This is a genomic window from Klebsiella sp. 2019SCSN059 (genome assembly GCF_021739525.1).
GTDB classification, from domain to species: domain Bacteria; phylum Pseudomonadota; class Gammaproteobacteria; order Enterobacterales; family Enterobacteriaceae; genus Klebsiella; species Klebsiella quasipneumoniae.
The window spans coordinates 49,587-72,976 of record NZ_JAKKOM010000020.1 but is presented as its reverse complement, the minus strand read 5'-3'; the positions used below and the strand labels follow the sequence as shown (position 1 = coordinate 72,976).

Annotated in this window: 19 protein-coding genes, 1 pseudogene and 1 other annotated feature; of the genes and pseudogenes, 2 read left to right on the top strand and 18 right to left on the bottom strand. The window is 57.2% G+C overall.

The genetic code is table 11. The features are described from left to right. Nucleotides 1-12: 12 nt before the first annotated feature. Together L2I46_RS19145 and L2I46_RS19140 are read right to left on the bottom strand one after the other, a co-directional pair. Nucleotides 13-1,335 carry a 6-phospho-alpha-glucosidase gene (locus L2I46_RS19145; RefSeq protein ID WP_017899668.1) on the bottom strand — a complete coding sequence of 441 codons (1,323 nt, stop codon included), beginning with the start codon at nucleotides 1,333-1,335 and terminating at the stop codon, nucleotides 13-15. Further along, nucleotides 1,332-2,954 carry an alpha-glucoside-specific PTS transporter subunit IIBC gene (locus L2I46_RS19140; RefSeq protein ID WP_065805548.1) on the bottom strand — a complete coding sequence of 541 codons (1,623 nt, stop codon included), beginning with the start codon at nucleotides 2,952-2,954 and terminating at the stop codon, nucleotides 1,332-1,334. Before L2I46_RS19140 ends, L2I46_RS19145 begins: the two co-directional genes overlap by 4 nt. Nucleotides 2,955-3,252: 298 nt before the next feature. On the opposite strand from L2I46_RS19140, the gene L2I46_RS19135 reads away from it, so the two are divergent. Continuing rightward, nucleotides 3,253-3,999, top strand: coding sequence for a GntR family transcriptional regulator (locus L2I46_RS19135; RefSeq protein WP_023291448.1), 747 nt, complete (start codon nucleotides 3,253-3,255; stop codon nucleotides 3,997-3,999). Here the strand turns inward: L2I46_RS19135 and L2I46_RS19130 are convergent. The 3 genes from L2I46_RS19130 to ibpA all read right to left on the bottom strand — a co-directional run bounded on the left by L2I46_RS19130 (nucleotide 3,967) and on the right by ibpA (nucleotide 6,732). Next, complete coding sequence (locus tag L2I46_RS19130) at nucleotides 3,967-5,628, bottom strand: putative transporter (protein WP_023291449.1); 1,662 nt, start codon at nucleotides 5,626-5,628, stop codon at nucleotides 3,967-3,969. The genes L2I46_RS19135 and L2I46_RS19130 overlap by 33 nt on opposite strands. Nucleotides 5,629-5,773: 145 nt before the next feature. Next, nucleotides 5,774-6,202 carry a small heat shock chaperone IbpB gene (gene ibpB, locus L2I46_RS19125; RefSeq protein WP_023291450.1) on the bottom strand — a complete coding sequence of 143 codons (429 nt, stop codon included), beginning with the start codon at nucleotides 6,200-6,202 and terminating at the stop codon, nucleotides 5,774-5,776. 116 nt (nucleotides 6,203-6,318) lie between these two features. After that, on the bottom strand, nucleotides 6,319-6,732 hold the full coding sequence (gene ibpA / locus L2I46_RS19120) for a small heat shock chaperone IbpA (protein ID WP_117133141.1): 414 nt from the start codon (nucleotides 6,730-6,732) through the stop codon (nucleotides 6,319-6,321). Beyond that, nucleotides 6,726-6,801: a sequence feature (ROSE (Repression Of Heat Shock gene Expression) occurs in the 5'-region of heat shock genes and acts as an RNA thermometer to modulate expression.), on the bottom strand. Its footprint overlaps the gene before it by 7 nt. 245 nt (nucleotides 6,802-7,046) lie before the next feature. On the opposite strand from ibpA, the gene L2I46_RS19115 reads away from it, so the two are divergent. Further along, the gene (locus L2I46_RS19115; RefSeq protein WP_023291451.1) at nucleotides 7,047-7,379 is read left to right on the top strand and encodes a YceK/YidQ family lipoprotein; all 333 of its coding nucleotides are present in this window, start codon (nucleotides 7,047-7,049) and stop codon (nucleotides 7,377-7,379) included. A gap of 4 nt (nucleotides 7,380-7,383) precedes the next feature. On the opposite strand, the pseudogene L2I46_RS19110 reads toward L2I46_RS19115, so the two are convergent. From L2I46_RS19110 to dnaA, 13 genes and pseudogenes are all read right to left on the bottom strand, one after another. Further along, nucleotides 7,384-8,607, bottom strand: a pseudogene (locus L2I46_RS19110) (DUF3748 domain-containing protein); the annotation flags it as partial. A gap of 51 nt (nucleotides 8,608-8,658) precedes the next feature. Continuing rightward, nucleotides 8,659-9,996: an MFS transporter gene (locus tag L2I46_RS19105; RefSeq protein ID WP_032447014.1), complete on the bottom strand. Its 1,338-nt coding sequence runs from the start codon at nucleotides 9,994-9,996 to the stop codon at nucleotides 8,659-8,661. 177 nt (nucleotides 9,997-10,173) lie between these two features. Next, nucleotides 10,174-11,322 (bottom strand): galactonate dehydratase, encoded by a 1,149-nt coding sequence (dgoD, locus tag L2I46_RS19100; protein WP_032454428.1) that lies wholly within the window; start codon nucleotides 11,320-11,322, stop codon nucleotides 10,174-10,176. Then, complete coding sequence (locus tag L2I46_RS19095) at nucleotides 11,319-11,936, bottom strand: 2-dehydro-3-deoxy-6-phosphogalactonate aldolase (RefSeq protein ID WP_085551802.1); 618 nt, start codon at nucleotides 11,934-11,936, stop codon at nucleotides 11,319-11,321. The genes dgoD and L2I46_RS19095 overlap by 4 nt, the downstream gene beginning before the upstream one ends. Beyond that, on the bottom strand, nucleotides 11,920-12,798 hold the full coding sequence (locus L2I46_RS19090; protein ID WP_065805546.1) for a 2-dehydro-3-deoxygalactonokinase: 879 nt from the start codon (nucleotides 12,796-12,798) through the stop codon (nucleotides 11,920-11,922). Before L2I46_RS19090 ends, L2I46_RS19095 begins: the two co-directional genes overlap by 17 nt. After that, complete coding sequence (dgoR, locus tag L2I46_RS19085; RefSeq protein WP_032454431.1) at nucleotides 12,795-13,484, bottom strand: D-galactonate utilization transcriptional regulator DgoR; 690 nt, start codon at nucleotides 13,482-13,484, stop codon at nucleotides 12,795-12,797. Before dgoR ends, L2I46_RS19090 begins: the two co-directional genes overlap by 4 nt. Before the next feature lie 229 nt (nucleotides 13,485-13,713). Then, nucleotides 13,714-14,829, bottom strand: coding sequence for a BamA/TamA family outer membrane protein (locus tag L2I46_RS19080; protein WP_172969416.1), 1,116 nt, complete (start codon nucleotides 14,827-14,829; stop codon nucleotides 13,714-13,716). Between the two features lie 20 nt (nucleotides 14,830-14,849). Then, nucleotides 14,850-15,932: a hypothetical protein gene (locus L2I46_RS19075; RefSeq protein WP_023291454.1), complete on the bottom strand. Its 1,083-nt coding sequence runs from the start codon at nucleotides 15,930-15,932 to the stop codon at nucleotides 14,850-14,852. A 150-nt stretch (nucleotides 15,933-16,082) separates the two neighbouring features. Then, nucleotides 16,083-16,895, bottom strand: a complete 813-nt coding sequence (gene yidA / locus L2I46_RS19070; RefSeq protein ID WP_023291455.1) for a sugar-phosphatase — start codon at nucleotides 16,893-16,895, stop codon at nucleotides 16,083-16,085. Nucleotides 16,896-17,095: 200 nt separating this feature from the next. Continuing rightward, nucleotides 17,096-19,510, bottom strand: coding sequence for a DNA topoisomerase (ATP-hydrolyzing) subunit B (gene gyrB, locus L2I46_RS19065; RefSeq protein ID WP_004202281.1), 2,415 nt, complete (start codon nucleotides 19,508-19,510; stop codon nucleotides 17,096-17,098). A 28-nt stretch (nucleotides 19,511-19,538) separates the two neighbouring features. Then, a complete protein-coding gene (recF, locus tag L2I46_RS19060; protein WP_032454434.1) occupies nucleotides 19,539-20,612 on the bottom strand; it encodes a DNA replication/repair protein RecF in 1,074 nt (357 codons plus the stop codon). Nucleotides 20,613-20,759: 147 nt separating this feature from the next. After that, on the bottom strand, nucleotides 20,760-21,860 hold the full coding sequence (gene dnaN / locus L2I46_RS19055) for a DNA polymerase III subunit beta (RefSeq protein ID WP_085551800.1): 1,101 nt from the start codon (nucleotides 21,858-21,860) through the stop codon (nucleotides 20,760-20,762). A 4-nt stretch (nucleotides 21,861-21,864) separates the two neighbouring features. Further along, on the bottom strand, nucleotides 21,865-23,268 hold the full coding sequence (gene dnaA / locus L2I46_RS19050; protein ID WP_017899658.1) for a chromosomal replication initiator protein DnaA: 1,404 nt from the start codon (nucleotides 23,266-23,268) through the stop codon (nucleotides 21,865-21,867). Nucleotides 23,269-23,390 lie beyond the last annotated feature (122 nt).

The following is a 23,390-nucleotide window of genomic DNA, read 5'->3' as shown; positions in this document are numbered from 1 at the left end:
CAACGGCGGGGATTAATGCAGCTCCGGCCAGTAATCCTTGTTGGCGGCAATCAGGTCGTCGAGGATCGCTTTCGCCACCGAGGCGCTCGGCACGGTTTTCGACAGGGTAATCGCCTGCCACAGCTTGTGGTAAGAGCGTTGTTCCCAGGCATCGACCACCAGTTTTTCCACCGCCACCTGCTGGCTCATCATCCCTTTCTGGAAGTGCGGGATGTCGCCGACCGTCAGCGGCTCCGGCCCGTTGTGGCCCACCAGGCAAGGAATTTCCACCATCGCGTCGGCGTCAAAGTTATGGATCGCGCCATTGTTCGGCACAATCAGCAGCATCCTTTCCTGCGTGTTAAAGGCGATGGCCGTCGCCAGATCGACGATATACGACGCGTGCTCGTCAATCTCCAGATCGCCTGCGGAGGATTTCCCGGCGGCAATAATCGCCCGGCAGGCGCTGAAGACGTTTTTCTCACGATGATCCATCACCTCATTGGCGCGGGTGCGTTCCGGGTTGGAGTGGGCCACCACGTAGTCCGGGAACAGGTAATATTTCAGGTAGGTATTCGGCATGGTCTGCGGATCCAGCGCCTGCACATCTTTCGCTTTGGCAAAGGTGTCGTTCCAGCTTGCCTCGGTGTGCGGGTCGTTAGAAGGCGGCACATAGCCGTATTTCGCCACATATTCGCGCAGTTTCGGCATCAAATCGTTGCCGTCGAGATCCTCAATCGAGGTCCACCAGCCGAAGTGGTTGAGGCCGTAGTAGCGCACACGCATCTGTTTACGGTCTTTGAGGCCGACAATCTGCGCCATCCGCCCTTCAATGCCGATCGGCATATCGCAGATGTTGAGAATTTTGGCGTTCGGCCGCAGACGACGGGTGGCTTCCGCCACAATCGCCGCCGGGTTGGAGTAGTTAAGCATCCAGGCGTTCGGCGAATATTTTTCCATATAATCCACCAGCTCCAGCACGCCGCCGATAGAGCGCATACCGTAGGCGATCCCGCCTGGTCCGCAGGTCTCCTGGCCCAGCACGCCGTGGCGCAGCGGGATTTTCTCATCCTGTTCACGCATCGGATATTTTCCGACGCGGATATGCGCCATGACGAAATCAACATCGGTAAACGCCGCCTGCGGATCGGTGGTATAGCTGAATTCAATCTCCGGCGCCTGCTCTTTGAGGATCACTTTGCACGCCTCGGCGATGGTCTCCTGCCGCGCCCCGTCGTTGTCGTAAAATTTCAGCGACCGCAGCGGAAAACGATCCTGGTTTGCCAGCAGCATCAGGACAATGCCCGGGGTGAAGGTGCTGCCGCCGCCTGCGATAACAACTGAGAATTTTTTCATGATACTGCCTCCGTCATGGTGGTATGTTCGGTCGAAAGAGAATCTTTCATCAGGTTTTCCAGCTGGTCGCGCACCTGGGGAACGTGCAGGCCGACGATGACCTGAATCCCGTTGCCGCGGCGTACTACCCCGTGGGCGCCCAGCGCTTTAAAGACGTCGTCACTTTGCGTTTTCGCCATATCGACCAGCGCGATGCGCAGTCGGGTGGCGCAGTTATTGATACTTTCAATGTTGCTGGCGCCGCCGAGGGCCTGCAGGAAGCCAGCGGCCTGGCCCAGCCGGGTCTCTGGCGCGGCTGCCGCCGTGGTTTTACCCCGCGCCGCCTGATAATCAGCCTTGCTGTAGAGCTTGATTTCGCTCTCTTCCCGGCCCGGCGTCTTCAGGTTCAGACGCAGGATCAGGGTGCGGAAGACCACGAAGTAGAGGACGGTGAAACAGAGACCAATACCTATCTGAATGAACATCATCGAGGCGTGGTGATGGAACATCGGGATCCAGTTTTGCGGCAAGAACTGGTCGAGCAGGCCGCCGCCGAAATTGCCAACCACCCCGCAGATGTACATCACCGTCGCCATGGACGCCGCCAGCACCGCGTGGACGGCGAACAGCAGCGGCGAGATGAACAGGAAGGTGAACTCCAGCGGCTCGGTGATCCCGACCAGCATCGCGGTCAACGTGGCGGGGATCAGCAGGCCGGCGACCTTGACGCGATTTTCCGGCGCGGCGGTGAAGTAGAGCGCCAGCGCAATGCCCACCGAACCAAACACTTTCGAGTTACCGTGCAGGGCAAAGCCGCCCTCCGGGAACAGCGTCTTCAGCGGTTCCGTACTCTGGCTGAACGCCTGCAGATGCTCTGCCCAGTAGACCTGCAGTCCGCCCTCCACTACCGCCGGGCCAAAGATGAACGGGCCATAGACGAAGTGATGCAGACCGGTGGGGATCAGAATGCGCTCAAGGAAGATGTAGACCCACACCCCGAGCGCGCCGGCAGAGCGCAGGAAGGCCTGTAGCGATTCAATACCCAGCTGGACTTTTGGCCAGCCGAGCAGCGTCAGCCAGGCGCAGGGGATCATCGCGAGGAAGGCGACAATGACCACAAACGATGAGCCCTGGAAGATACCGAGGAACACCGGCAGGGGTTTATCGAAATAGCGATTATGCAGGGCCGTCACCAGGCCGGAGATGACGATCGCCCCGATAATGCTGGTGTCGAGGGTTTTAATCCCGGCAATCATCGTCAGGCCGCTGCCGGCCGTGGGTTCAACGGAAAAGTCGACGCCGAAGAAGTGGCCCCAGGTCATCCCCATGGCGTTAATAAAGTAGTTCCAGGTGAGAAAGCTCACCAGTACCGCCAGGCAGGCCCGGCCCTGGGCCTGCTTCGCCAGGCCAATCGGCAAGCCGACGGCGAAAATCAGCGGCATATTACGAAAGACGGTCCAGCCGCCCTCTTCGATGATGTGAACGATCTGTGCAAACAGGCTGTCGGGTGCGGTCAGCGCTTCGCCGACGAACATCGGGTTGCGCAACATAATGGCGATACCGACCACGATCCCGGCGAAAGGAAACAATAAAACCGGGGTAAACATGGCGCCGCCAAAGCGTTGTATTTGACTGAGCATTGGGAAATCCTCATGTAACAACTCGTAGGGTGAATGGCCTTCTTTTTCTTGATTACCGGCCTCACTCGAGAATAGGAATTTGCCCGTCCAACAACATGCCGCGCCGTTGCGATTCGTGATCGCTTTCATGGTTTTAATTTGGCCAAAGTTGTCTACTTCGTTAACAAAAGTTAGACATCGATAAGCCAAAGGATGAAATCGATCTAATGAATGGATAATAACATTTTGTTTTTAAAATAATTTTTTAATAACAGGTGAAGAAAATAACCTCGCTCTTTCCTGTACAAGAGGACTACTGGTGATCTACAAATCCATTGCTGACCGCCTGCGGCTGCGGCTGAATTCTGCCGACTTCTCCATCGGCAGCCCGCTGCCGGGAGAGAAAAAACTGGCCGAGGAGTTCGGGGTGGCGCGCATGACCATCCGCAAAGCCATCGACCTGCTGGTGGACTGGGGGTTGGTGGTCCGTCGCCACGGCTCGGGGACCTACGTGGCGCGTAAAGACGTCCATCATGAAACCAGCAATCTCACCGGCCTGGCGGAAGTGCTGCGCAAGCAGGGTAAAGAGGTGGTAAGCCAGGTGCTGGCCTTCGAAGTGATGCCTGCCCCGCCGGCCATCGCCAGCCTGCTGCGAATTAAAATTGATGAACGGATCTACTTCTCGCGGCGGGTGCGCTTCGTCGACGGCAAGCCGCTGATGCTGGAGGATAGCTATATGCCGGTGAAGCTGTTCCGTAACCTGTCGCTGAGCCATCTGGAGGGATCGAAATTTGATTATATTGAGAAGGAGTGCGGGATCATCATCAGCGGGAACTATGAGACCCTGACGCCGGTGCTGGCGGACAGGCAGCTGGCGCGCTCAATGAACGTTCCGGAGCAGACGCCGCTGCTGCGGATTACCTCCCTTTCCTACAGCGACAGCGGCGAGTTTCTTAACTATTCGGTTATGTTCCGCAACGCCAGCGAGTATCAGGTGGACTACCATCTGCGCCGCGTCCAGGCGCACAGCCCGCTAGCTCACCCCCCAGAACAGCACGGCGAGTAGCTGCGGGGTGATAATCCGCAGGAACATCACCAGCGGATAGACGGTAGCGTAAGAGAGCGCCGCCGCGCCGCTGGTGGCGTGCAGATTGTTGGCGAAGGCCAGCGCCGGCGGGTCGGTCATCGAGCCGGCCAGCATGCCGCACAGCGTCAGATAGTTCATTTTCGCCAGCATGCGCGCGAGAATGCCTACCGTCAGCAGCGGGATGGCGGTGATGAAAATGCCGTAAGCGATCCAGCTCAGACCATCGCCCTGGGTCAGGGTCGCCACAAAGTCGCCCCCCGATTTCAGCCCAACCACCGCCAGAAACAGCACGATCCCCAGCTCGCGCAGCGCCAGGTTGGCGCTCGGCGGCATAAACCAGTACAGCTTGCCGATGCTCCCGATGCGCCCGAGAATCAGCGCCATAATCAGCGGCCCCCCGGCCAGCCCGAGCTTCAGGGCGGCGGGGAAGCCGGGAATAAACAACGGGATAGATCCCAGCAGTACCCCGAGGCCGATGCCGATAAATACCGGTAGCATCTGAACCTGCTGCAGCTTCTGCTGGGCGTTACCCAGCTCGGCGGCCACGGCGTCAATCGCCTCCGGACGGCCGACCAGGTTAAGAATATCGCCAAACTGCAGGCTGGCGCTGCTGCTGGCCACCAGCTCGACGCCAGCGCGATTAAGCCGGGAGATCACTACGTCATAGCGCTGTTTGACGTGCAGATCGCGTATTTTCTTCCCCAGCACTTTCTCGTTAGTCACCACCACACGCTCTACCTTCAGGTCGGTGCCGCGCGTCGACAGCGAGGTGGCCACCTCCTGGCCGATCACCAGTTGCGCATTGTGCAGATCCTCCGGCCGCCCCACCAGGTGCAGCAGATCGCCGGCCTGGATAAGGGTGCCCGGCGCAGGCACCATTAGCAGCTCACCGCGCTTCAGTCGCGAACAGACGATATTGTCGCTGTTGAGCATCGGCACATCCTGAATCGCCATCTGGTTGAGGTTGGGGTTCTCCACCCGCACATTGATGGTGTGCAAATGGGCATGGCCGTTGCCGCTGCTCTCCTCAAATTGCTGGGCCTCTTTCTCGACATTGATGCGAAAGAACAGGCGCACCAGCCACATGGTCAGCAGAATGCCGCAGATGCCGAACGGATACGCCATCGCATAGCTCATCCCCATCTGATCGACCACCTCGAACGGCACCCCGAGATCGCGCAGGATTTGCTGCCCGGCCCCCAGCGCCGGCGTGTTGGTCACCGCGCCGGAGAAGATGCCAAGCACCACCGGGAGAGGAATATTGAACAGTTTATGCAGCACCGCCGTGACCAGGCCGCCAAGAATCACGATCAGGATAGCGAAAAGATTGAGCCGCAGGCCTGAGACCCGCAGCGAGGCGAAAAAGCCCGGCCCCACCTGGATACCGATGGTGTAGACAAACAGGATCAAGCCGAATTCCTGAATAAAATGCAGCATCGGGCTGCTGAGGGCGACTCCCGCCTGATCGACAAAGTGGCCGACGATAATGCCGCCAAACAACACGCCGCCAATACCAAAGCCGACGCCGCGGATTTTGACATTGCCGATCCACAGCCCAATCACCGCCACCAGCGCCAGTACGCTGACCGTCAATGCTATCTCACTCATGGTATCGTCCCTGTGAATAACATTATTATTAACAGGGATTATGACCGCTGCCACACGGGTTGTATGCAGCCTGGCGCACAATACCAGCAAACAGACCGGCACAAAAAAGCCCCGAAAATCGGGGCTTTATCAATAGGTTGCTTTATTAGCTATTTAACGCCGGTCGTTCGCTGATGGCGATGCGCTGCGGGGCGATCTGCTCAGGCTCATGGCGGGTCAGATCGATATGCAGCAGACCGTTGGTGAAGGTCGCGCCAGAGACCTCCATGTTGTCGGCGAGGGTGAAGCTCAGGCTGAAGGCCTGGCTCACCAGCCCCTGGTGCAGCCAGGTGGTCTCTTTTTCCGGCTGCTGCGGCGTGCCTTTTACCACCAGGCGGGTGCCTTCCAGCTGAATATCCAGATCTTCCTGACGGAAACCGGCCAGCGCAAGGGTAATGCGGTAGTGGTTATCGTCGCTTTTTTCGATGTTATAGGGCGGGAAGCTCTGGCTTTCGCCGGCGGTTTGCAGGGCGCTGGCCAGTTTGTCAAAACCGATCCATTGACGCAGCAGGGGGGATAAATCGTAGTTACGCATACTGTTTTCTCCTTCTGTGAAGCGAGTGAATATCTGCGAATTGCGCGAATTCGCATATGCTCCCTGACGGCGAGCAGGTTGTTACATCAGGCCGCCACGCGGCCTGAGAGGGACAATTAGTTGATTTCGATACGGCGCGGCTTGTTCGCTTCCGGGATCATCCGTTCCAGATCGATATACAGCAGACCGTTTACCAGGTTGGCGCCGCGGACATGAATGTTTTCCGCCAGCTGGAATTTGCGCTCGAAGTTACGCTCGGCGATCCCCTGATACAGGTAGGTACGCTCTTTCTGCTCGGCAGCGTGGGCGCCTTTGACGATCAGCAGATTGTCCTGGGCGGTGATCTCCAGCTCGCTTTCAGCAAAGCCAGCCACCGCGATAGCGATGCGATAGTGGTTTTCGTCTACCAGCTCGACGTTATACGGAGGGTAGCCGCCATTGCTCTGGCTTTGATTGTTTTCCAGCAGGTTAAACAGGCGGTCGAAACCAATGGCTGAACGATAAAGCGGGGAGAGATCGAAGTTACGCATAATAAATAGCTCCTGAAAATCAGCGAGAATCAAATGACCTTCCATCGTGGACAGGCCGCGGTAATCCGGAATACCCCTCAGGCGTATTCTCAGTGGGTTACACCTATAAAATGGGTTTCTCCCCGTGCTTTTCAAGGGATTGAGGGCGTTTTTTTTTGCAGTTTGCCGATGATTGCTTAGACTGGGGGGAGGAGCACAAAAAGCAAAGTGCGATGCCCGCCACAGTGCGGCGCAATAACGCTATGCATTCACGGGATGGCCCGATATAACCGCTAAAAGGTTATCTCAACGCCCGAAACGACGATGGAAGAACAATGAAAAGCAGACGACTGTTAAAGCTGGTCCTGTTCAGCGGGATAATAAGCCTGAGCGGTTGCTCCAGCGTAATGTCACATACCGGTGGCAAAGAGGGAACCTATCCGGGCACGCGATCCAGTGCGCAAACGCTGGGGGACAACAATACCAACTGGGGTGTGAAATCGCTGGTGGCGCTGGACATGCCGTTCACCGCCGTCATGGATACCCTGCTGCTGCCGTGGGATATGTTCCGCACCGACAGCTCAATCAAATCTCGGGTCGAAAAGAGCGAGAAGGCCACGCTGGCGACCAACTCGGTGATCCCGCCAGCGCCGATGCCTGCCCAGTAAGTAATCGCCCGGTCTGCGTGACCCACAGCTGGCGATAACCGTCCACCTCCTCCATCCAGGCAATCTGTTTACCGTCTGGCGAAAAGACGATCGCGTCCGCCGAGGGCGCATGAGCATGCGCCTCGGTTAAAAAGGTGATGTCGCCTGTGCCGGCATGACAGCAGGCAATCCGCCCCTCCAGTACAAAGCCCAGCCACTCTCCCGACGGATGCCAGTTAAACGCTGACTGGATACCCGACGTGTGATGCGTCAACTGCCACGGCTCGCCCCCCTGTGGGGAAATCAGCCACAGCTGCACCTCACCGGCGTCGTCGCGCATCAGGAAGGCGATGCTCGTAGCCTGTGGATTGGCGCGCACCCAGTGACGTGGAATATTCACCAGCCCCGGATAACGGCGATGGTGGGTGAAGGTCAAACGACGCTGACTGACGCCCGCCGGCGGCGCGGGCATCGTGGTTGCGGTACCGGCCAGCGGCTCCCCGCCGGGCTGCTTCCAGCTGGCTTCATCCTGCGGCAGATCGACAATAAACAGCTCCGGGACTTTGTCGCCGTTTTCCGCCAGCGTATCGCCAATAAACGCCAGCGCATGGTTCCCGACCCAGCCCTCTTCATAGGCGCGATTAATCTCATCGCTGCCCGGCGCGGGAGTTGGCGTCGTGCGGCTCACCAGCACGCACCAGTGGCTGCCGCCATATTCGCGCAGATGGTGGCCCGGCGGCGTCACGGGTCCATACGGCGCGGCCACGCCGACGTTGCGCAGATCCAGCGCCGGGTCGCGCTCGTGCAGCACATGATCGTTGTAGGTAAAACTGACCAGCTGGCCGTTGGGGCTATAGACATGGACGTGGCTGCCGCCGCGCAGCGCCCCGGGGGTGTAAGGGGCAGTGATGTCCATGGCGTCCAGATTCTCGACGGTATCCTGAAAGGCCACCACCCCGCGGCGGTGATGAAAATCATACTGCCATTGCGCATCCGGCCGCTCGGGGCCGTGAATGAACACGTAGCGCTCCTGGGTTGGATGCACGGTCACCACGCCCACGTGCGCGCCTTGCGTGGCACGATAAATGGTCTCCACCGCGCCGCTGTTTACGTTCACTCGCTCAATGGTCTCGCCGGTGAACGACGCACCGGACGGGCGGACGTCGAACACCAGCCACTGGCTGTCGGGGGTCCAGGTATTAACATTGGTAAGCTGATGATGACGGGGAGCAAAAGTGACTTGTTTCATAACGATACCCTGATGCGAGACTTACGCATCAGGGTAGCGTATCGCAAAAATTTAGCCTACACGTTTCACATCGCCGACCAGCAGGATATAAGACAGCGCGCCTATCAGCGCCACCACGGAGATATAGACCAACGCCGGGCCAAAGCCGTAATCCTGCGCCAGATAGCCAATCACGAGCGGTACGGTGATCCCCCCCAGGCCGCCAACAAAGTTAAACACGCCTCCGGTTAGACCGATCAGGCGCATCGGCGCCAGGGATGAGACCAGCGACCAGGTAATGGAGGCAAAACCGTTACCGAAGAATGCCAGCGCCATCAGCGCCATAATCCATACCGGGTCGTTGGTGTAGTTCGCCCCCATGATGCAGGTGGAGATCAGCAGTCCGCAGATGATCGGCGTTTTACGCGCCACGCCCAGCGAATAGCCTTTTTTCACCAGTTTATCCGCCAGCCAACCAGAGAGCAGGACGCCAAAAAACGCAGCGAGGAAGGGCACCGTGGTCATAAAACCGGCCTTCAGCGCGGTAATGCCTTTTTCCTGGGTTAAGTAGTTCGGGAACCAGGTCAGGAAGAACCACAGCGTCGAGGTTACCGCAAACTGCCCAAGGTAAACACCGACCAGCTTGCGATGAAAGACCAGCTTCCAGTCTGCTTTCGATAACGGTTGACGCGCCTCTTTCTTCACCGGCGCATCGCCATCCACCAGGCCGCCGCCGTCGCGAATATAGTCGAGTTCGGCTTTGCTGATGCTTTTGGTCAGCCGCGGCGGTTGATAAACCTTGAACCAGATCAGCGACCAGATAATGCCGATACCGCCGGTAACAATAAACACCCAGTGCCAGCTCAATAGCTCCTGGATCCAAATCAGCAGCGGCGTTAAGAAAGCCAGGCCAACAAATTGCCCCGAGGTATAAAACCCGACGGCGGAGGCGCGTTCATGTTCCGGGAACCAGCTGGTCACCATGCGGTTATTGGTTGGAAAGGCTGGTGCTTCGAAGATCCCGGTGATAGCGCGCAGGCCTATGAGCGACATTAAGCCGGTGGCGAAGCCTTGTAGCAACGTGGCTACAGACCAGCCAAAGATGGCGATAAAGTAGGTAAGCCGGGACCCCACGCGGTCAAGGAACCAACCGCCCGGGATCTGGCAGAGGGTATACAGCCAGGCAAAGGCGGAAAATACGTAGCCCATTTCCGCTTTGCTAATACCAAACTCCTCCTGAATATGCGCCGAGGCGACGGCGAGGTTGGCGCGGTCAACATAACAAATAACCACGGTAATAAAGATCATGATGAGCGTCAGATAACGGCGACGCCCGGTTTTTACAGCGGTAACTGAAATATCCATCGCAATCTGTCTCCAGATTTTGGGCATAGCGAAGCCGCTCACCATGCCCGGTAATTTACAGAGGGTGTTTTTGTTTTGTATTAATAACTATGTTGCGATGCGCTAAATAATTTGTGCTAGGGAAAGGCGGCAAATTTTCGCATCCCTGGGATCATAAAATAGTATGTGACCAGGGTAAGAAAATGCAGCCAACGCATCACCAGCGCGAAGTATGACGCGCATTTACCATTCGGCGACAGAGCCATCCTCATACCGCCACAACGGGTTTCGCCAGTCCGGCGCGTTTTTACTTAACTCAATCACGCGGGCCTCATCAATTTCCACGCCCAGCCCCGGCTTCGTCAATGGTTTAAAGAAGCCGCCTTCCATATTGAAATCTTCTTTGTTTTTCACAAAATCAAGCAGTTCGGCGCCTTTGTTGTAGTGGATCCCCATGCTCTGCTCCTGGAAGACCGCGTTATGCGAAACGAAATCAACGTGCAGACAGGCTGCCAGTGCGATCGGCCCCAGCGGACAGTGCGGCGCCAGCCCAACGTCATAGGCTTCCGCCATGCCGGCAATTTTATAGCATTCGGTAATACCGCCTGCGTGCGACAGATCGGGTTGTAAAATAGCCACCCCGCCCGCTTCAAGGACCCGTTTAAATTCAAAACGCGAAAACATACGTTCGCCGGCGGCAATAGGGATATGGGTTTGCGCCGCCAGCCGCGGATAATATTCCGCCTGCTCGGCTAATACCGGCTCCTCAATAAATAAAGGGCGATATGGTTCCAGCTCTTTAATTAATACTTTGGCCATCGGCGCGCTTACCCGACCATGAAAATCGAGGCCAAACTCAATTTCATTGCCAAACGCTTCGCGGATTTGCGCCACGGTATTCACCGCGGCATCAACCGCGCGGGAATTATCAATGATGCCCATCTCTTCGCAGCCGTTTAATTTAAAGGTATCGAAACCAATGCCGCGCAGCTTCTTAATCCCGTCAATCACTTCGGCGGGGCGGTCGCCGCCCACCCAGCTGTAGGCTTTAATTTTGTCGCGCACCAGCCCGCCCATCAGTTGCCAGACCGGGGCATTCAGGACCTTACCTTTAATATCCCATAACGCCTGGTCAATACCGGCGATGGCGCTCATCATAATCGGACCGCCGCGATAAAAGCCGCCGCGGTACATCACTTGCCACAGGTCATTAATCCGCGCCGGATCCTGACCAATCAGATAATCGCCAAATTCATGAACGGCGGCTTCCACCGTTCGGGCGCGCCCTTCAATCACCGGTTCTCCCCAGCCGACGATGCCTTCATCGGTTTCAATCTTCAGGAACATCCAACGCGGAGGTAAACGGTACGTGGTGATATTGGTTATTTTCATTTCACTGCCTCTCGATACGCTTTTACGAATGCGGCTGCCTGCTGCGCGGTACGTTCAACCGACTGGCCGGCACGATAGAGATCGCTCCCCAGCCCAGCCCCCACACAGCCGGCTTTAATCCACTGCGCCAGGTTTTCCGGCGTCACGCCGCCGACGGCAAAGACCGGAATTTCCGGTGGCAGCACGGCTTTCAACGCTTTGATGTAATCCGGGCCAAAAGCCGATGACGGGAAAATTTTCAGCGCCTGCGCGCCGGCATCGAGCGCGCTGAAAGCTTCGCTGGCGGTGGCGCAGCCTGGACATACGGTCATGCCGTAACCCACCGCTCGCCGGATCACTTCCGGTTGAATGTTTGGCGTCACAATCAGCCGACAGCCCATGGCCGCCAGCCGATCGACCTGCTCCGGTTGCAGCACGGTGCCCGCGCCGATAAGCGCCTGCTCGCCGTAAGCGTCGACGACATGCGGAATACTTTTCTCCCACTGCGGCGAGTTCAGCGGGATTTCGACCGCGTCGAAACCGGCGTCGATAACGGCGCCAACGTGAGCCAGCGCCTCGTCTGGCGTAATACCGCGCAGAATAGCGATAAGCGGAAGGTTAGTTTGCCACTGCATAAGCGATGCTCCTTATTCCTGTCTGAAATGCCGTATCGCCCGCAACCGCAGTGACTTCGCGGCCAATGGCGCGGAATGCCTGCTGATAGCGGGACGTTAACGATGACCCGGCGACGAGGGTAATCGCCTGCTCTCCGGCGAACGTGGCGCTGAGGGTGGCCACTTCAGCGCCAATCAGCAGGCCGGAAAGAAATTCGCTAACCTGCTCGCGAGGCAGCGCGCCCAGCACGTGCGAAGCGCGCACTTCAAACAGCTGCGGCAGGACGGCGGGGTTGTTGATACCGCGCAGCAGACCGGCCGCGAATGCGTCGGCGGACGTTTCCTGCGGCGGCAAGCCGGCGCCCACCAGCGAGTGCTGAAGCAACAGATGATGCAACTCACCGGTCAAAACGGTACGAAAATCGTGAATTTGCAGGCGATCGGCCAGTACCCATTTGCAGTGGGTTCCTGGCATCACATAGACAGACGAAGGGGCTAAGGCGCGTGCGCCCAGCAGTTGCGTTTCTTCCCCGCGCATGACGTTATGGTTATCATCACGGGAAACGCAAAGGCCGGGAATTATCCAGATATTGTCGCCAACGGCAGTTAACTGCTGGCCAATATCCGAGAAAGCGGCAGGAAGCGGCAAATAAGGGGCAATTTTCCAGCCCACGTTGCTACCGACCATACCTGCCATCACCACCGGTGTGGCGCCATCGCGCCAGTATTGTGTGATTTCCGCTAACACCGCAGCGGGAGATCGACCATTCAGGCGCGTTACGCCTGCTTCAGATTGCCTGCTTTCCAGGCATTCTTCGCCCTGGTACAGCCAGGCGCGTAAATTCGTCGATCCCCAATCTATTGCGATGTAGCGAGCCGTCATGTGATTTCCTTGAGCCTTCGTGTCGAGCTGGCGATCATCGTCAACGCCGCCTGCTCTGCCGCGTCGCTATCCTGATGCCGAATGGCGTCAAATAGCGCTTTATGTTCCTGGAGCGTTTTCGGCATGTTGCCTTCATCGCCCATCCAGGTCCGTTCAAATACCGCCCGCTGCAGCGAACTGATCGCCACGCTAAGCTGCTGCAAAACCGGATTATGTACTGACTGCAGCACCGCCTCGTGGTAGCGAATATCCGCTTCATTAAAGGCATCCCGGTTTTGGTTATTAGCAATCATGTCATTCAGCGCCGACTCGATTTCCGCCAGATCGCTTGAGGTGGCGCGTTCCGCCGCCCAACGTGCGATGGCGGGTTCAACCAGGTTGCGCACTTCACTCATGGCGCTGATAAGACGCGGGTCATAGTCATTTTCCAGTACCCACTGCAGCACCTCGGTATCGAGGTAGTTCCACTGGTTTCTGGAGGCGACAAACGCGCCGCGATAGCGCTTCATTTCAATCAGCCGCTTCGCCATCAGGGAACGAAACACTTCGCGGATGATGTTGCGCGAGGTTTCAAACTCCTCACAGAGTTCCGCTTCGGCCGGAAGCGCCGAACCGGGAACGTATTTACCGCTGACGATTTGTCTTCCCAGCGAGATCACAATGCGATCGGTCTTATTGAGAGTCATGGAGAGTCCTTGTGCTCTATGTGTACTGCTCTACTTTACCGTCGCTGCTGAATTTCGCCTCATGTTTGTACTACTAACGTGATGCTGTACGTTATCAACATGAGCATACTGTAGTACAATATTATTGTGTTGTACTACAATTTGGATCACAAAAAGAACAATCCATGAAAATTAAAACGCAGCAGCCCTGGCAAGAGGCGATAAGAGAGAAAAAGAAGGGGAGGACGCGTTAAAACGCTTCGCCGACCTGGAAGTAAAAGCCGCTGCTGCCTTTGCCGATACCGTAGTCGAGGCGAACGTTAACGCGAGGTTTGAATTCAAAGCGGTAGCCGACGCCCGCCGAAGGCAGCCAGCGTCCGTCATTCAGGGAATCCATGGATGGCCCCATGGTTCCCGCCCCGGCCCAGGCCACAATCCCGTGTCGCCAGGTGAGCTGCCGGCGGTATTCCAGTTGGCTGCTAACGACGTTTTTGTCGCGATAACGCCCCTGATAGTAGCCGCGCATCCGCTCATCGCTGCCCAGCAGGGGCATCATGCTCCACGGCACATCGCCCTGGGTGAAAGCGCCATCGGCCTCCCAGGCGAGGACGCTCTTCTCGCTGAGGGCATGATAATGGCTATAGTGCAGCTGAAATTCGTCAAAGCGGGTATCGCTGCCTAAGCCGGGCGCATAGTGGGTGTAACGGAAGTTGGCATACTGACCCCGGCGCGGATTGGGGACGAAGTCGCGATCGTCCCAGTTGAGCGCGACGCTGGCGCCCGAGCTGAATACCGACGGCCCCTGCGGGGTATTTTCAATTTTCGGCAGATCGTTATGGTCCATCTCATCGGCATTCTGCGCCGCCAGCGACCATCCGGCGCCGAGATAAACATTGTCGATAAGCTGCCGGTAGACCGTCGGGCGCAGGGTCAGCACCTGGGCGGTATATTTCTCTTTTTCGTTGTCTTTATCGCCGGCATGAAAGCCTTGTCCCCAGAAATACGTCGGGGTGTTGGCCATCGAACCTTCAACAAAAATTCGCCATCGGTCGTGGTCAAAAAAAGCGTAGTTTTTCACGCTAAGGCCGAAGGCGCCGGTGGAGCTGGCGTAGCCGCTGAGCGTCAGCGTGGAATTCTGGCTGGTGGTATCCTGCGGATCGGGACGGTAGAGACCGACGACGGCAGTGCCGATGCCCAGCCCCAGCTCCGGCGTATAGAACGGACCGGGCATCACGCCCCAGTCAATGCCTTTGCTGGCGTCGAATTCATCGCTGGCGCCGAGATGCTGCAGCCAGCCGTCGATTTGCTCGCGGCTGATGGCCTGCGCCTGGACCGGTGCGCATAGCGCCCATGTCAGAAGCAACAGAACAGGGTTAAGCGGTCGGCTCAAAAGCGATACTCGCCGGAGATAAAGAAGCTGTTACGCTCGGCAAAACCAAACTCCGTGGTGATATTAAAATTCTGCGTCAGCTCATACTGCGCTCCCACCAGCACGTTCCACGGCGACTGCAGATGCTGTTTCACATCAAAGCGGCCATGATTGTCCTGGTTGGCCAGGTTGACCATGTTTTGCAGCATCGGCGACGGCATCGAGAGATCGTTAAGGCTACCCTTAAACTCTTGCTGCACGTCCTGATACATGCTGCCGACCCATAGATTCAGCTTTCCGGCCGGGAGATGTAGCGCATCGACCGATGGCGTATTGAAACGATAGCCTACGCGCGGCGAAAAGGTAAACGCATCGATGCTGCCGTCGAGGATATCAAAGCGCGTCTGGGTGTAGTTAGCGTCCAGTACGGTAAACCAGTTGCCGATGCCGCCCACCAGCGTGGTGCCCATCCCATAGGTGGTGCCTTTAAAATCGAGGCGAAAGTCGAGGTCCTGCATCCCCGGCATCGGCACCACTTTGCCGTTCGGCCCCTTCAGCCCGACGGCAATCTGCGAAATGGAGTGCCCCTCGGTGTGTCCGACGAGACCATAAACATTCATAAACGGCAGCAGCCAGGCATCCAGCTTGAGCGTCTCGGTTTTGCTGCTTTCCCGCGTATTACCGACGCCAATCTGGAAGGCGTTGTCCAGCGAGACCGGCCCATTTCCGAAAATGTGCTTCACGGCGCGTTTGCAAACAGGATCCTTACCGCAATCGATATTGCGTCCGTCCAGCGACAGGCCGGTGAAGCTAATGCTGTCGACATTAATATTCTGCCGCATATCCATATAGTTAATGCTGACGCCAAACGGCAGCGGCAGGACGTAGCCACGCTTTCTGGCCTCGTCGCCTAGCAAAGGGAGTAGCGAAGACGATGCTGTCGCCGCAGGCTGGCGACTTTCTGGCGCCGGCAGATCCGCGGGCTCGGCGCCGTGATAGGCATACGCTGGTTCGAGCGGCGTCGTTGGTTCCGCGGCCGCGCAAATCTGAACAGAGGCGAATGGCAGCGTAACCAACATCAAATAATGGCGTTTATTCATGAAAAATCTGATGTTAGTTCTGAATTGCAAAAAAAGAGGGCGGGTAGCTTATAGAATCCCCTGTGCGGAATAAGGGATTTAAATGCGGATTAACATCTGTTCATGAAAAAAGAGAAGACAGGCCCGACGAACGCCGGACCTGAAGGAAGCTTACGCTAAAACGTATTTTTCAATAGCGAAGGCGACGCCATCATCGAGGTTCGATTTGGTAATGAAGTTCGCCGCTTCTTTGACCGCCGGAATGGCGTTATCCATCGCCACGCCGACGCCGGCAAATTCAATCATCGCGATATCATTTTCCTGATCGCCTATCGCCATAATCTCTTCCGGTTTGATACCCAGCGCATCGGCCAGCGACTTCACGCCGGTGCCTTTATTGACGCGTTTATCCAGTATTTCGAGGAAGTAAGGCGCGCTTTTCAGCACGGTGTACTTTTCTTTCACTTCCGCCGGGATACGGGCGATGGCCTTGTCGAGGATCGCCGGCTCATCGATCATCATTACCTTCAGCAGCTGGATCTCAGGGTCCATCTTTTCTGCTTCGCAGAACACCAGCGGGATGGTCGCCACATAGGATTCATGCACCGTGTAGTAGCTGATATCGCGATTCGCGGTATACAGCGTATTGCGATCGAGCGCGTGGAAGTGGGAGCCGACTTCGCGGGAGAGCTGTTCGAGGAAGCGATAGTCGTCATAGCTCAGCGCGGTTTGTGCGACGGTGCTGCCGTCCCCGGCTTTCTGCACCAGCGCGCCATTGTAGGTGATGCAGTAATCACCCGGCTGTTCCATATGCAGCTCTTTCAGATAGCTGTGGACACCCGCGTAAGGGCGGCCGGTGGTCAGCACCACGTTCACCCCTTTTTCACGGGCGGCGGCAATGGCGTTTTTAACGGCGGGAGAGATAGTGTGATCGGGCAGCAGCAGCGTGCCGTCCATATCAATTGCAATCAGTTTAATAGCCATAGGATCCCCGGGTAAGATGAGTCTTCCCTCATGCTAACGCGATTCCGCTCAAAAAACAGTAAAAGTGTCGGCCAGAAAGGGGGATGGAACCGCAGCAGAGGATTCCCCTTTTACTGGCAAAGAAAAGCCCGGTCGCGCTATGCGACCGGGCTCAGACATTCCGTTACCCCGGTCAAACTCGCGCCGGGGGAACACACGGCTTAGATATCGATATTCGCCGCTTTCAGGGCGTTCTCTTCGATAAACGCGCGACGCGGTTCAACGGCATCACCCATCAGGGTAGTGAACAGCTGGTCGGCGGCAATCGCGTCCTTGACGGTCACGCGCAGCATACGGCGGCTGTCCGGATCCATGGTGGTTTCCCACAGCTGATCCGGGTTCATCTCGCCCAGACCTTTATAGCGCTGGATAGAGAGGCCGCGACGGGACTCTTTCACCAGCCAGTCCAGAGCCTGCTCAAAGCTGGCTACCGGCTGACGGCGTTCGCCGCGCTCGATGTAAGCATCTTCTTCCATCAGGCCGCGCAGTTTCTCGCCCAGGGTACAGATACGGCGATATTCCGGCCCCATAATGAACTCATTATCCAGCGGATAGTCGGTATCCACGCCGTGGGTACGAACGCGAATAACCGGTTCAAAATGCTGCAGCTCTTTGTTCTCATGGAGATCAAATTTCCACTGGCTGCCGTGCTGCTCTTTCTCATTCAGCTCGGAGACCAGTGTGTTCACCCAGCGGGTCACCTTCTGTTCGTCCGCCAGATCGGCCTCGGTCAGGGTCGGCTGATAGATAAGCTCTTTCAGCAGCGCTTTCGGGAAGCGGCGCTCCATGCGGCCAATCATTTTCTGGGTGGCGTTAAACTCAGCAACCAGTTTTTCCAGCGGTTCGCCCGCCAGCGCTGGCGCATTGGCGTTGGTATGCAGGGTGGCGCCGTCGAGGGCGATGGCAATCTGATACTGATCCATCGCTTCGTCGTCTTTAATATACTGTTCCTGCTTGCCTTTCTTCACTTTGTACAGCGGCGGCTGAGCAATATAGACATGGCCGCGCTCGACGATCTCCGGCATCTGACGATAGAAGAAGGTCAACAGCAGGGTACGAATGTGCGAGCCGTCGACGTCCGCATCGGTCATGATGATGATGCTGTGATAGCGCAGTTTGTCCGGGTTGTACTCATCGCGGCCGATGCCGCAGCCCAGAGCGGTGATCAGCGTGGCCACTTCCTGGGAAGAGAGCATCTTGTCGAAGCGGGCTTTCTCAACGTTGAGGATTTTGCCCTTCAGCGGCAGGATCGCCTGATTCTTGCGGTTACGCCCCTGCTTCGCAGAGCCGCCCGCGGAGTCCCCTTCCACCAGGTACAGTTCGGAGAGCGCCGGGTCGCGTTCCTGGCAGTCCGCCAGTTTGCCCGGCAGGCCAGCCAGATCCAGCGCGCCTTTACGGCGGGTCATCTCACGGGCACGACGCGCGGCTTCGCGCGCGCGCGCGGCGTCAATAATTTTGCCGACCACGATTTTCGCATCGGACGGATTTTCCAGCAGGTATTCGCTCAGCAGTTCGTTCATCTGCTGCTCAACCGCCGATTTCACCTCGGAGGAGACCAGCTTGTCTTTGGTCTGCGAGGAGAACTTCGGATCCGGCACTTTCACCGATACCACGGCAATCAGGCCTTCACGGGCGTCGTCGCCGGTGGCGCTGACTTTCGCTTTTTTGCTGTAGCCCTCTTTGTCCATGTAGGCGTTGAGGGTACGGGTCATCGCCGCGCGGAAGCCGGCAAGGTGAGTCCCCCCGTCACGCTGCGGAATGTTGTTGGTAAAGCAGTAAATATTTTCCTGGAAGCCGTCGTTCCACTGCAGGGCCACTTCCACGCCGATACCGTCTTTTTCAGTAGAGAAATAGAAGATATTCGGGTGGATCGGCGTTTTGTTCTTGTTGAGATACTCAACGAACGCCTTGATGCCGCCTTCGTAGTGGAAATGATCTTCTTTGCCGTCGCGCTTATCGCGCAGGCGGATAGAGACTCCGGAGTTCAGGAACGACAGTTCGCGCAGGCGTTTCGCCAGGATATCGTATTCAAACTCGGTGACGTTGGTGAAGGTTTCCAGGCTCGGCCAGAAACGCACCATGGTGCCGGTTTTGTCGGTCTCGCCGGTCACGGCCAGCGGCGCCTGCGGCACACCGTGCTCATACATCTGCTTGTGCACTTTGTTATCGCGCTGGATAACCAGCTCCAGCTTCTGCGACAAGGCGTTAACCACCGAGACGCCTACGCCGTGCAGACCGCCGGAGACTTTATAGGAGTTATCATCGAATTTACCGCCAGCGTGCAGGACGGTCATGATAACTTCCGCTGCGGAGACGCCCTCTTCCGGGTGAATGCCGGTCGGGATGCCGCGGCCGTCATCCTGGACGGAGACGGAGTTATCGCTGTGGATGGTCACCACGATATCTTTGCAGTAACCCGCGAGCGCTTCGTCGATAGCGTTATCCACAACCTCGAATACCATGTGGTGCAGACCGGTGCCGTCATCCGTGTCGCCGATATACATACCCGGGCGCTTACGCACCGCATCCAGCCCTTTCAGGACTTTGATACTGGAGGAGTCATAAGAATTCGACATCAACGTTTCTCGCTCATTTAATCTTGGGTTAATCCGTTATTTTACCTTTTTCCACGCGGAACATCTTCGAATTTTTGTCCGACATGTCCATAACGTGCTCAGCGCTGATGGCGCTGACGAAAACCTGCGACTGCGTCGCTTTCAGGCGACTGGATAACAGACCGCGGCGGGCATCATCGAGTTCCGAGGCAAAATCATCTATCAGGTACAGGCAGCGCCGCCCGCTGACGCGGGTGAGGAACTCGCCCTGCGCCAGACGCAGGGCGCACATCAGCAGCTTAAGCTGCCCGCGCGACAAGGTATCTTCCACCGGCGCCCCGTCGGCGCGAATACGGAAATCCGCTTTATGCGGGCCGTGGGCGGTATAGGTTAACATTCTGTCACGCTCGAAATTCCGCTCCAGCACTTCAGCGTAGTCGGTCTCTTTTTCCCAGCCGCGCTGGAAGGAGAAAGAGAGCGAGAATTCCGGTAAAAATTGCTGACAGGTATCCGCCATGTCTTCGACGATAGCGGCGCTGTATTCGGCACGCCAGCGGCTGATCTGCTCCGCCAGCGGGATTAATTCCAGATCCCATGGCCGCAGCTGGGCATAACGGCTGACCTGACGCAGCGCGGCGTTGCGCTGCTTGACCAGGCGCTTCAGGTTGCTCCAGGCGGTGAAGAATCCGGCTTCGTTATGAAAGCATCCCCAGTCAAGGAATGCTCTTCTGTATTTGGGGCCGCCGTTGAGTAAAGTAAACCCCTCCGGCGTAATCAGCTGCATCGGCATCAGGTGCGCCAGCTCCGCCACTTTGTGGCCGTCGGTGCCGTCGATACGCACCTTGCTGTCGCCCTGTTTGTCTTTGGTCAGGCCGATGGCGGTTTCCCGCTCTTCGCCCTGCAGACGGCCATGCAGAACAAAGGCCTCCTGCTCGTGGCGGATCACCCGGCCAATTTGCAAACTGCGAAACGCCCGGCCATGGCCAAGCGTGTAGATGGCTTCCAGCACGCTGGTTTTGCCGCTGCCGTTCGCGCCAACCAGGAAGTTAAAGCCGGGAGATAAAGCGAGATCCGCATGTTCAATATTGCGGAAGTCTTTGATTAGCAGTCGGGATAGCGACATATCAGCTCATCATCATTCAAGGGGCGTGGGTGTCGCAGCCAGTTCGTCTACCGCCAGCGCGCAGAAAGCGGAGCGTACACGAAGTACGTGAGCATTTCGAGCACTGCCGGAAGACGAAATGGCAAGTAAACCAGCCCCTTTACGATTCTACAGCCGCATTGGCATAACAACGTAGGCTGCGGATTGAGAAGCCGCATCCTCAATCTGCACGCTCGACACCGAATCCGTCAGCAGAATGCGCACATTCTCGCACTTCAGCGCGTTCAGCACATCCAGCACGTAGCTAACGTTGAAGCCAATCTCCATTTCCGTGCCGGCGTAGGTCACGTCCAGAATCTCTTCCGCTTCTTCCTGCTCCGGGTTATTGGCGGTGATTTTCAGCTGATTTTCGCTAACGTACAGCCGCACGCCGCGGAATTTCTCATTGGAGAGAATCGCCGCGCGGGCAAAAGCCTGCTTCAGAATATCGCAGCCCGCTTCGAGGTGTTTATCCGGATTTTTCGGCAATACGCGGCGATAATCCGGGAAACGGCCATCAACCAGCTTCGAAGTGAAGATAAAATCGCCGACATGGGCGCGGATATTATTGCTGCCGATCTGCACGCGCAGCGGCGTATCACCGCCGTCGAGCATCCGCATCAGCTCAATCACCCCTTTACGCGGCACGATCACCGAATGGTTCGGCAGCGACGCTTCCAGCGGCATCGAACAGACCGCCAGACGGTGGCCGTCGGTAGCGACGGTGCGCAGTTCGCTGCCTTCGGTTTCGAACAGCATACCGTTTAAGTAGTAACGAACATCCTGGTGCGCCATCGAGAACTGGGTCGCTTCGATCAGACGCTTCATGGTCGCCTGCGGCAGGGTAAATTCCACCTCGCTCTGCCAGTCGTCAAGATTCGGGAAGTCGGCAGCGGGCAGGGTCGACAGCGAGAAGCGGCTGCGGCCGGAACGCACCAGCATGCGCTCGCCTTCCAGCTGCACCGCGATCTCCGCGCCTTCCGGCAGGCCGCGGCAGATATCAAAGAATTTACGCGCCGGAACGGTGGTGGCGCCCGCTTCGTGCGGCTGAACCAGCGCCACGCGCGCCACCATCTCCATTTCAAGATCGGTACCGGTCAGCGACAGCGCGCCGTCCGCGACCTGAAGCAGCAGGTTACCGAGAATGGGCAGCGTCGGACGACCACCTAACGGACCGCTCACCTGTTGCAGCGGTTTTAATAAATGTTCACGTTCTACGGTAAATTTCATAGCGTCACGAGGATAATGTTCTGATTAAATTGGAAAAATCTTCTTTAATGTCGTGGCTTTCTTCACGCAGCTGCTCAATCTTGCGGCAGGCGTGCAGCACGGTGGTATGGTCGCGGCCGCCAAACGCATCGCCGATTTCCGGCAGGCTGTGGTTGGTCAGCTCTTTGGCCAGCGCCATCGCCATCTGGCGAGGACGCGCCACCGAACGGGAGCGGCGTTTGGACAGCAGGTCCGCTACCTTAATCTTGTAGTACTCCGCCACCGTCTTTTGAATATTGTCGATGGTGACCAGTTTTTCCTGCAGCGCCAGCAGATCGCGCAGCGCTTCGCGCACGAAATCGATAGTGATCGCCCGGCCGGTGAAGTTGGCGTTGGCGATAACGCGGTTCAGCGCCCCCTCCAGTTCACGCACGTTTGAGCGCAGGCGCTTGGCAATAAAGAACGCCACTTCGCCCGGCAGGCGGATGTCGTTCTCATCGGCTTTTTTCATCAGGATCGCGACGCGGGTTTCCAGCTCCGGCGGCTCGATCGCCACCGTCAGCCCCCAGCCGAAGCGGGATTTCAGACGATCTTCAACGCCGTTGATCTCTTTGGGATAACGATCCGAAGTCAAAATGATCTGCTGATTACCTTCCAGCAAGGCATTGAAGGTGTGGAAAAACTCTTCCTGGGATCGCTCTTTATTAGCGAAGAACTGAATGTCATCGATCAGCAGGGCGTCAACGGATCGGTAGTAGCGCTTAAACTCTTCGATGGCGTTGTTCTGCAGCGCTTTAACCATGTCCTGAACGAAACGCTCCGAGTGCATATAGACCACTTTGGCGTTCGGTTTACGCGCCACGATACCGTTCCCCACCGCGTGCAGCAGGTGGGTTTTACCCAGACCCGTTCCGCCGTAGAGGAACAGGGGGTTATAGGCGCCGCCCGGGTTATCCGCCACCTGACGCGCCGCCGCGCGGGCCAGCTGGTTAGATTTACCTTCGACGAAGTTATCAAACGTGTGTTTCACGTTAACGTTAGAACGGTAGGTCGGCTCCGCCGGCGCCGGGACATTATCCCAGCCAGGGCGCACGATCGTCGGCGCCACGCGCGCGGTCTGCACCTGCGCCGCCGGGATAGTCGCTGCGGCCGGGCTTACCGCCCCTTTCTGCAGCGAGCTGGCGGGCTTAGCGCCCACCTCAAAACGCAGCTGCGGGGCGTCCGCACCGCAAAAATCATTGAGGAGTCCATTGATATTATTGAGGTATTTGTCCCTTACCCAGTCGAGCACAAAACGGTTTGGCGCATACAGTGCCAGCGTGTTATCGCTCAGTTCCGCCTGCAATGGGCGGATCCACATGCTGAATTCTGTGGCTGGTAACTCATCCTGCAATCGGGCAAGACACTGCTGCCAAAGCGAAAGTGACACGGCGGACTCCACTCGAACATAAAATCGATATCAAAGAAAAACTGAAACAATCGTGATTGTTGGCACACGTCGACAAGACCCTGCATTAGCCGAAAAGCCCCTGCACAAAAGGGGTGACGTGC